The following is an 8,038-nucleotide window of genomic DNA, read 5'->3' on the forward strand; positions in this document are numbered from 1 at the left end:
CCGCGCCTTCGAACTTCGCGAGCCGGCCGTTCGGATGGTCGACGTCTGGCTCCACGCGATTCACCGCGTCGGCGCGTATTTGATCGCGGCGTTCACGGTCTTTGTCGTGTGGCGTCTCTGGTCGGTCGCCAAGACGCACGCGCTCGTCGTCGCGGGACTGGTGGCGGTGCAGATCGGGCTCGGCATTGCGACGGTCCTGCTCGGCAAGCCCGCCGATATCGCCACGTTCCACGTCGCGACGGGCGCGGGGTTGTTGCTCGCGGTCGCGCTGCTGAGTGCGAAGCAGATCAGGCGGTTCGGTCTCGTTCCGCAGCGAGCGGAGACTCCGGCCGAAGCCAGGTCGTTTGAAAGCGTTCCGTCGGTCGCGGTGTCGTAGAGTCGCGGCCACGGAATGTCTGAAGTTGCCCCGACGATTCTCGACGACGCCCGGCCCGCCGGTGACGACGCGTCGACACGATCGACGGCGCTGGCCGTGTACGAGCTGACCAAGCCGCGGATGAACTTCCTCGTGCTCGTCACGACGGCCGTCGGATTCGCAGCAGCGGCGGGCGTAGCGACGGTGACGCAGTTCGCGGCACTCGTCGCGCTCGCCCACACGCTGCTTGGCACCGCCTTCTCGGCCGCCGGAGCAAGCGTGCTGAATCAATGGCTGGAGCAGGACGTCGACGCACGCATGCCGCGGACGCAAGGTCGGCCGCTGGTGACAGGCGAGCTGTCGCCGGCGTTCGCGCTCGGATTTGGAGTCGCCTTGTCCGTCGCGGGCGTTGTCTACCTGTTTCTCACTACCGGGCCGGTGCCTGCGATGCTGTCGGCGTCGACGATCGCGTTGTACGTGCTCGTCTACACGCCGATGAAACGGTCGTCGGCCTGGTGCACGGTGGTCGGCGCGGTCCCCGGTGCCCTGCCGCCGGTCATCGGCGTTGCGGCAGCGTCGGGCGGCGAGATCGGCGTGCTGGGCGTCGGCCTGTTCGGCATCCTCTTCGCCTGGCAGATGCCGCACTTCTACGGCCTGGCGACGATGTACCAGTCCGACTACGCCGCCGGCGGCCTGCGGATGCTCCCCGGCGAACCGGATGGCCGACGTCGCACCGTGCGGCAGACGATCGCCTACTGCGTCGTGCTGATTCCCGTGTCGCTGCTGCCGATCGCGTCGCCGCACATCGGATGGGTCTACGCCGTCCCGGCAGTCCTGCTGGGCGTGTGGTACTTGCGATCAGGTATCGCGATGGCAAGCGACGACAGTCGCTACGCAGCGAAACGCGTTTTTCTGACGTCGATTGCGTACCTGCCAGCGTTGCTGACAGCGCTGGTCATCGACGCTTGGATTTAGAGTTTCCGCTCACCGCTAATCGAAGTCGTCGATCAGTTCGCTTCTTGCAATCGATATCCGACACCGCGGACGGTGTGGACGAGCCAGCTGTACTCACCCAGCTTCTTGCGGATCGCTGTGACGTGGACGTCGATGGCGCGGTCGGTGACGAAGACGTCGGTGCCCATCGCCTTGTCCATGAGGCGGTCGCGTGACAACACCCGGCCGCCGGCTTCGACGAGGGCTTTGAGTAGTTTGAACTCGGTCAGCGTTAGCTTCACCAGCTCGCCGCCGGCGTGGACTTCGTGCTTGTCCAGGTCCATCACCAGCGGACCGGCCGTCAGGAGGCCCGGGTCGTCGGCGTCGGCTTCTGCGGTCGGTGCCGCTCCGCCGCGACGCCGCAGGACGGCCTTAACGCGGGCCATGAGGACCTTCGGGCTGAACGGCTTGGCGACGTAGTCGTCTGCACCGATGGTCAGCCCGACGACGACGTCGGTCTCTTCGGTCTTGGCCGTGAGCATGACGATCGGCACCTGCTGCGTCTGCGGCTCAGCCCGGAGACGCTTGGCAACCTCCGTCCCGTCGAGCCCCGGCAGCATGAGGTCGAGGACAACCAGGTCCGGCCGATGCTTCCGGGTCATCTCCAACGCGGTGTCGCCGTCACCGGCTTCGATGGTGTCGAAGCCGTTCCGCTGGAGGTTCATGCTGATCAGCTCGACAAGGTCGGGCTCGTCATCGACAACGAGGACCAACGGCTTCTCACGGCCTGACTGTCCCAGCATCGCTGCGGCCTCGTTGCTCGCGCTTGAGGTGCCGTTGACAGAAATGCCACCGGCGGCCTCGCGTCGAACGACTTCCGCCGCCTTTGCGCGCGAGCGTTCAACAACGGGCAGAGGCGGGAACGCGGGGCGTGCGACCGAAAGCATTCGCCGGTACTTGACGCAAAGTTGGTCAAACCGTCAAGAGATCGCATCACTGCTCGACCAATCCGCGCGCAACCTTAACAGATCGACCTAGGGCGAATTCGAGGTCGATCGCGAGGGCCCCCGCTCCGGGGCATCGCTTCGCTCAGCCCACGGCTTCATGTCTCTCAACGGGTTGCAACGCGCCGCTACGATTGCTGCGTGGAGACTGCAAGACCGACGAAGGTCGATCTGAAGCGTGACGAGCGCTTGCTACTCCGATGGAGTGACCAGAGCGAGACGACGCTACCGATCGCGCTGCTGCGACGCATGTGTCCGTGTGCCAACTGCAAGATCGCACGGGACGGCGTCGATCCGCATCGCCTGATGCGGCCTGCGACGCCGGAAGAGATGGGCGAGAAGCCCAAACGCAAACGCGTCAGCCTCGGCGTCGTGCCGGACAAGCTGGTCAGCAACGACGACGTCCAGGTCGAACGGGCCGAGCTGGTGGGCAACTACGCGATCAAACTCTTCTTCAGCGACGGCCACGACAGCGGCATCTATACGTGGAAGTATCTCCACGAACTCGGCACATCGACCAATCAGAGGTCGGCCAAGGCCTGAGAAAGCCGTCGCACCTCGTGAACGGCCATCCCGCCAAGCGGCGGCCGCTTGGCTTTCGTCGCGGGAACGACGGCGTGGCCAACGCCGAGGCGGCTGGCTTCGAGGAGACGCGTCTCCAGCTGCGACACCGCTCGCACCTCGCCGCCGAGGCCCAGCTCGCCAAGGCACAGCGTGCCCGGCGGCAGCGGCCGATTGAAGTGGGCCGACGCGATCGCCATGCCGACGGCGAGGTCGATCGCCGGCTCGGTCACCTTCACACCGCCAGCCACGTTTACGAAGACATCATCGGCCGCGAGCTTCAGCTCGCCGCGCTTCTCGAGCACGGCGATGATCATCGCCGTGCGGTCGCTTGAGAAGCCGCTGACCTTGCGACGGGCCGAACCGATGACGCTACTGGCGGTGAGCGCCTGCACCTCGACCAACAGCGGCCGACTGCCCTGAAGCGCGACCGTCATGACGCTGCCGGACGGGGGCGAGTCCTGATACTGCTCGGCGAAGATGCGACCCGGATCGGTCACTTGCTCCAAGCCCCGGCCGGTCATCTCGAACAGGCCGACCTCGTGCGTGCCGCCGAAGCGGTTCTTTGTGCAGCGCACCACGCGGTGCGCGTGGTAGCGATCGCCCTCGAAGTAGACGACGGTGTCGACGACGTGCTCGACCACCTTCGGCCCGGCGAGCTGGCCCTGCTTGGTGACGTGGCCGACCAACACAACGGCCGCACCGGTCTGCTTGGCGAGGTACGTCAGGTCCATGCAGGCTTCTCGGAGCTGCGTCACGCTGCCGGGGGCGGCGGGCAGGTCGGGCTTGTAGACCATTTGGAGCGAGTCGATGACGACGACGCGGGCCTTGGTCTGATGGACCTGGTGGATGATCCGCGACAGATTCGCCTCGGCCAGGACGAGCAGGTGGTCGGTCGGCACCTCCAACCGCTCAGCCCGGAGCTTGGTCTGCCGGGCCGATTCCTCACTCGTGACGTAGAGGACGGGTGCCTCGCCCTTCTTGCGTCCCGCCCAGCGAGCGGCGGCCTGCAAGAGGAGTGTCGACTTGCCGATGCCGGGCTCGCCGCCAACGAGAACGGCCATGCCGCTGACGAGCCCGCCGCCGAGGACGCGGTCGAACTCGCCGATGCCGCTAGGCCAGCGAGCGGCACCGTCGCCGGGTTTGACGTCGCGTAGCCGGACCGGTTCGGCCCCGCCGGCGAGGTCGGACTCGGTCGGCGCTGCCAGACGAAGCCGCCGATCGTCAGCGGGCAGTTCCTTTTGCTCTTCGAGCGCGTCCCACTGACCGCAGTCGGGGCACTTGCCCATCCACTTGGGATGGACGCTGCCGCAGTGGTTGCAGACGAAGCGTGTCTTGACCTTCGCCATCGATGGCGACGCTACGAGACCTGATCAGTCGGCAGGAACCGAACGGTGTCGGCAAACGCGGTGCCCTCGTCCTCGCTGAAGACCACGGTCGCGCCGTCGCCGAGCGAGAAGGTGCCGAGGAACACGTCTCGACCCGTCACCTCGCCGCTGATGAAGCGGGTCGCGATCGAATCGCCGATGTCGTTGCGGATGTCGATTCGGACGGTGCCCAGGCCGTCGACAAACGGCACGTTGGCAAAGACCTGGTACGAGCCCGCGGCCGGTCCGCCGTCGCTGCCGAAGCCGGGATCGAAGACGGCAGTTCCGTCTGTGCCGCTGACGAGGCTCACGGCACGGGCACCGGAGTTGAACACCTGCGTGAAGTCGCCACTGGTGGTGACGAGTGGTGAGTCGTTGTCGACGAAGACCTCGCCCTCGCCGAGCGTCGTCGCACGGACGCGGCCGGCGAAGTCGCTGTTGCCTGCGGTGTTGAGGGCGCGGACGCGGAAGATGCGACTTGTGTCGGAACCGCCTTCGCCTTCGGGCAACTGGTACGTGAACTCGTACCGGCCAGTGCCGTCCTGGGCGGGCAGGAGAATCTGTTCGACCAGCTCGTACGCCTCATCGATTCGGCCGTCGGCAAACGCGTCGTCGAACGTGCTGAAGTCGGACGTGGTTCCATTCTCGCCATCGGTCTCGGCAATCTGGAGCAGGAAGCCGAATTCGTTGGTCGAGCGATCGTTGAACGCGACGGTGTAGGTGTCGGTCGACGAGCCGACTACACGAAGGTCGACCGGCCGCTCGGGCGCCATTCCTGCGGTCGAGTCGATCGTGACACTGGCCTGCCGGACCGTGCGGCTCGACAGCAGATCGTAACCTGCGGCGTAGAAAATCTGTTCGCCCTCGGCAGCGACAAAGCCGTCCAGGTCAGCCGTAAAGCCGTCGCCGGGGATGAAGTCTTCGGACAGCAGCGTGTCCGCGACCGTTGCCGTGCCGCGCTCGACGTCGCCCGTGGTCTGCAGGCCCTCGACGCCGTTGGATTCGGCGTAGAAGCCGACGGCCACGAGTGCGTCGCGGAAGTCGACGTCGCCGGTGAAGTTCGGGTCAGTCCTCGTGTCGATCTCAGCCAGAAGCGTCAAATCCTGACCCGAGGCGATGACGGGCGAGCTGGCGCTGAAGAAGAACGGAGACGGCGCCGTGTTCGGGCGAAGCGCGAAGTTGGCCCCGCCACGCACTTGGCCTTCGGTAGCGAGCGTGACGACGTAACCGAAGGGCAGAGCATTCGAGTCCGAATCGGGCGTCGGGAATTCGTCGTCCGGCAGCGGACCAATGTCGAACGGTCCGTAGTTCTCGGCCGCACCGTAAATGACGTCGTAGCCGAGGTCTTCGAGCCCCGCGATCGTCAGACGGCTGAGTGGGGCAAGCGGATTGGCGTCAACCGGAAAGCCGTCAGCACCGGGGACGGCAAAAGGCGTCATGAGCTCCGTGTCGAAGGTCGCCTCGTCCCAGTGTCCGAGGCTGCTGCCTGGGCGAACGAACTGGTTGCCGAACCCGTCATCGATGCCGGCCTCGATCTGGATCGGTGCCATGCCGTTCGCGGACATCGGGTCCAGGCCGAACAAGGTGTTGCGTTCACGGATGGCGTTGGGCTGTTCGTAATCAACGCTCTCTGGAGGATTGAACGGGTCGAGGTCGAAGAAGGTCTCTTCGACGAAGCCGAAATCGTTCCAGAGCGTGCCGATGCCGAAGATGTGCCCGACTTCGTGCACGACCGTTTCGACAAAGCCGCGGCTGATCGACACGTCGGCCGGGTCGATGTTGATCTGGCCGGTCGACGTAAGGCCCATCGGACCGTCACGCGTCGTGATCGGTCCAGCGCTGGCCAGAGTTCCACCCGGGCCGTCGCTGTCGGCCGGATCGGCATTGACAAAGACGACCAGATCGTCGATTGACCCGAGGTCCTGGAGGTCGGACAGGGCCGAGGTCGGGATGCCCGCAAAAGCGAGCTGGATTTGCACCTCAGACAGCTCCACGTCGGGCAAGTCGCCGACGATGACGTCGCTCCACTTGGCGATCGACGTCTCAACGAGCGTCCGCTGGGCCGCGTCGAGCCCGGAGTCGGTGAAGATGACTTCAATCCCGTAGCCCTCGGAGTCGCCGAGCACTCTGCCGCCTGGTCCCGGCGACGTGGAGAAGAGCGCTGGGTCGGTACTGCCGGTGCCGAATCGGTTGTCGAAGGCGATGTTGTACGTGCCGGCCGGAAGGTCGGTGAAGATGTAGAAGCCGTTCTCGTCCGTGAGGGTGGTCGGCTCGCCGTCTTCGAAGATGCCGTTGTTGTTGAGGTCGAGCCGGACCTCCAGATCGGGGACGGGCGTTTCGAAGAAGTCGCGCAGGCCATCGCCGTCCTGGTCGGTGAAGATCTCGCCGCTGATCGAGGCCAGCAGTCGCCGGACTTCGAGCTTGGAGACGGTGGCCGGGAGCGAAGAGCGGCGAGTGAGGCGTTGCGGCATCGGGGCGGCGGGTGAACGGCTGGCTTGTGAACGCCCAGGGCGGGCGAGGGAAGGTCCGCGGACGCGGCCTTCGGCGGGAACGACGCAGCGGTCGCTGCTGCCCATCGTCCCGGAGCGGAGGGTCGATGTCAACGACACCGGCCCTTCGGGGGCGACCGGTAAGGACGCCCGTGACACGCAACAAGGCGGCTAGCCTGCGGCATGATCACCTCGGGCGACCTGGCAGTCGGCACCGGCGACGAGGCCGTGATCGCACGACGTCGCCTGGCGCGCATGTGGCGCCATCCACAGTTCGACGCGCCAGACCCGGAGAAGTTCAATCGCCTCGGCCTGGACCTCCTCGACGCAGGCCGGGACATGCCTCGTGCCATCGACGGACCGATCATCGACTGCCACTCGCACCTGCTGGCCCTGTCCGACGCCCCAGCCTGGTTCCGGGCAGCGGACGCGTACGGCATCGACCACACGATCACGATGTCGCCCTTGGAAGAGGCCGTCGGGATCGTGCGGTCGCCTTGGCAAGATCGTGTCACACTCATTGCCGTCCCGGCTTGGCGTCCGGGCGGGTACGACGAGGACAACTGGTGGCCCAATGTCCTGGGCTTCCGCAACCTCGGCAGCCGGGTCGTCAAGTACCACCTGGCCCCGCAGACCATGCAGAAATCGGGTCTGTTCCTCGGAGGCGACCGTCTTCGTCGCTACGTCAACCGGACGGCCGAGCTGGGCATGATCATCATGTCCCACATCGGCGACCCCGACGCGTGGTACGACCATCCCGATCGCTACGGCAGCGACCCGACGTTCTGGGGCACGCGGGAAGAGCACTACGACGCGTGGGAAGCCCTACTCGACCAAACCCGCGGCCATCCCTGGTGGGGCGCGCACCTGGGCGGCTGGCCCGAAAATCCTGAACGGCTGCGGCACCTTCTGTCGACCTACCCAGACCTCATGCTCGACCTCTCGGCCACGAAGTGGATGGTCCGCGAGGTCTCGGCCCGGCGTGGCGAGCTGCGGGCATTCGTCATCGAGTTCCAGGACCGACTGATGTGGGGCAGCGATCAGGTCAGCCAGACGCTTCGTAGCGACGCCTTTTACGCCAGCCGCTGGTGGTGCCACCGCAAGCTTTGGGAAAGCGACTACGACGGCCCGAGCCTGATCGCCGACCCGGACGCGCCCAACGGCGAGCCGGTCCTCCGCGGGCTCGATCTGCCAGAAGACGTGCTGACGAAGCTTTATCGGACGAACATCACGCGATTGATGGCGCGTGTCGGGGTGTCACTTCCGGGCTGACGACGTTGCAGCAGTCGGACGCCTCTTGCTGTGGACGGGAGATTTGGTCGACTTAGC

The 8,038-nt window shown here is 65.9% G+C and carries 7 protein-coding genes; 4 read left to right on the plus strand and 3 right to left on the minus strand.

Features of this window, described 5'->3' with window-relative positions; all coding sequences use genetic code 11:
• On the plus strand, nucleotides 1-376 hold a 376-nt coding region (locus AAGI46_13815), incomplete at its 5' end, for a COX15/CtaA family protein (protein ID MEM1013282.1).
• 15 nt (nucleotides 377-391) lie between these two features.
• Nucleotides 392-1,330, plus strand: coding sequence for a heme o synthase (cyoE, locus tag AAGI46_13820; protein ID MEM1013283.1), 939 nt, complete (start codon nucleotides 392-394; stop codon nucleotides 1,328-1,330).
• A gap of 32 nt (nucleotides 1,331-1,362) precedes the next feature.
• Here the strand turns inward: cyoE and AAGI46_13825 are convergent, their stop codons facing one another.
• A complete protein-coding gene (locus AAGI46_13825) occupies nucleotides 1,363-2,235 on the minus strand; it encodes a response regulator (protein MEM1013284.1) in 873 nt (290 codons plus the stop codon).
• A gap of 198 nt (nucleotides 2,236-2,433) precedes the next feature.
• On the opposite strand from AAGI46_13825, the gene AAGI46_13830 reads away from it, so the two are divergent.
• Complete coding sequence (locus tag AAGI46_13830) at nucleotides 2,434-2,835, plus strand: DUF971 domain-containing protein (protein ID MEM1013285.1); 402 nt, start codon at nucleotides 2,434-2,436, stop codon at nucleotides 2,833-2,835.
• On the opposite strand, the gene radA is transcribed toward AAGI46_13830, so the two are convergent.
• Together radA and AAGI46_13840 are read right to left on the minus strand one after the other, a co-directional pair.
• Nucleotides 2,814-4,202: a DNA repair protein RadA gene (gene radA, locus AAGI46_13835; GenBank protein MEM1013286.1), complete on the minus strand. Its 1,389-nt coding sequence runs from the start codon at nucleotides 4,200-4,202 to the stop codon at nucleotides 2,814-2,816. The two genes, AAGI46_13830 and radA, sit on opposite strands and share 22 nt — an antisense overlap.
• An 11-nt stretch (nucleotides 4,203-4,213) precedes the next feature.
• The gene (locus tag AAGI46_13840; GenBank protein ID MEM1013287.1) at nucleotides 4,214-6,691 is read right to left on the minus strand and encodes an SdrD B-like domain-containing protein; all 2,478 of its coding nucleotides are present in this window, start codon (nucleotides 6,689-6,691) and stop codon (nucleotides 4,214-4,216) included.
• Nucleotides 6,692-6,892: 201 nt separating this feature from the next.
• On the opposite strand from AAGI46_13840, the gene AAGI46_13845 reads away from it, so the two are divergent.
• Nucleotides 6,893-7,981, plus strand: a complete 1,089-nt coding sequence (locus AAGI46_13845) for an amidohydrolase family protein (GenBank protein MEM1013288.1) — start codon at nucleotides 6,893-6,895, stop codon at nucleotides 7,979-7,981.
• Nucleotides 7,982-8,038: the final 57 nt, after the last annotated feature.

Source organism: Planctomycetota bacterium (assembly GCA_038746835.1).
GTDB lineage: Bacteria > Planctomycetota > Phycisphaerae > Tepidisphaerales > Tepidisphaeraceae > JBCDKH01.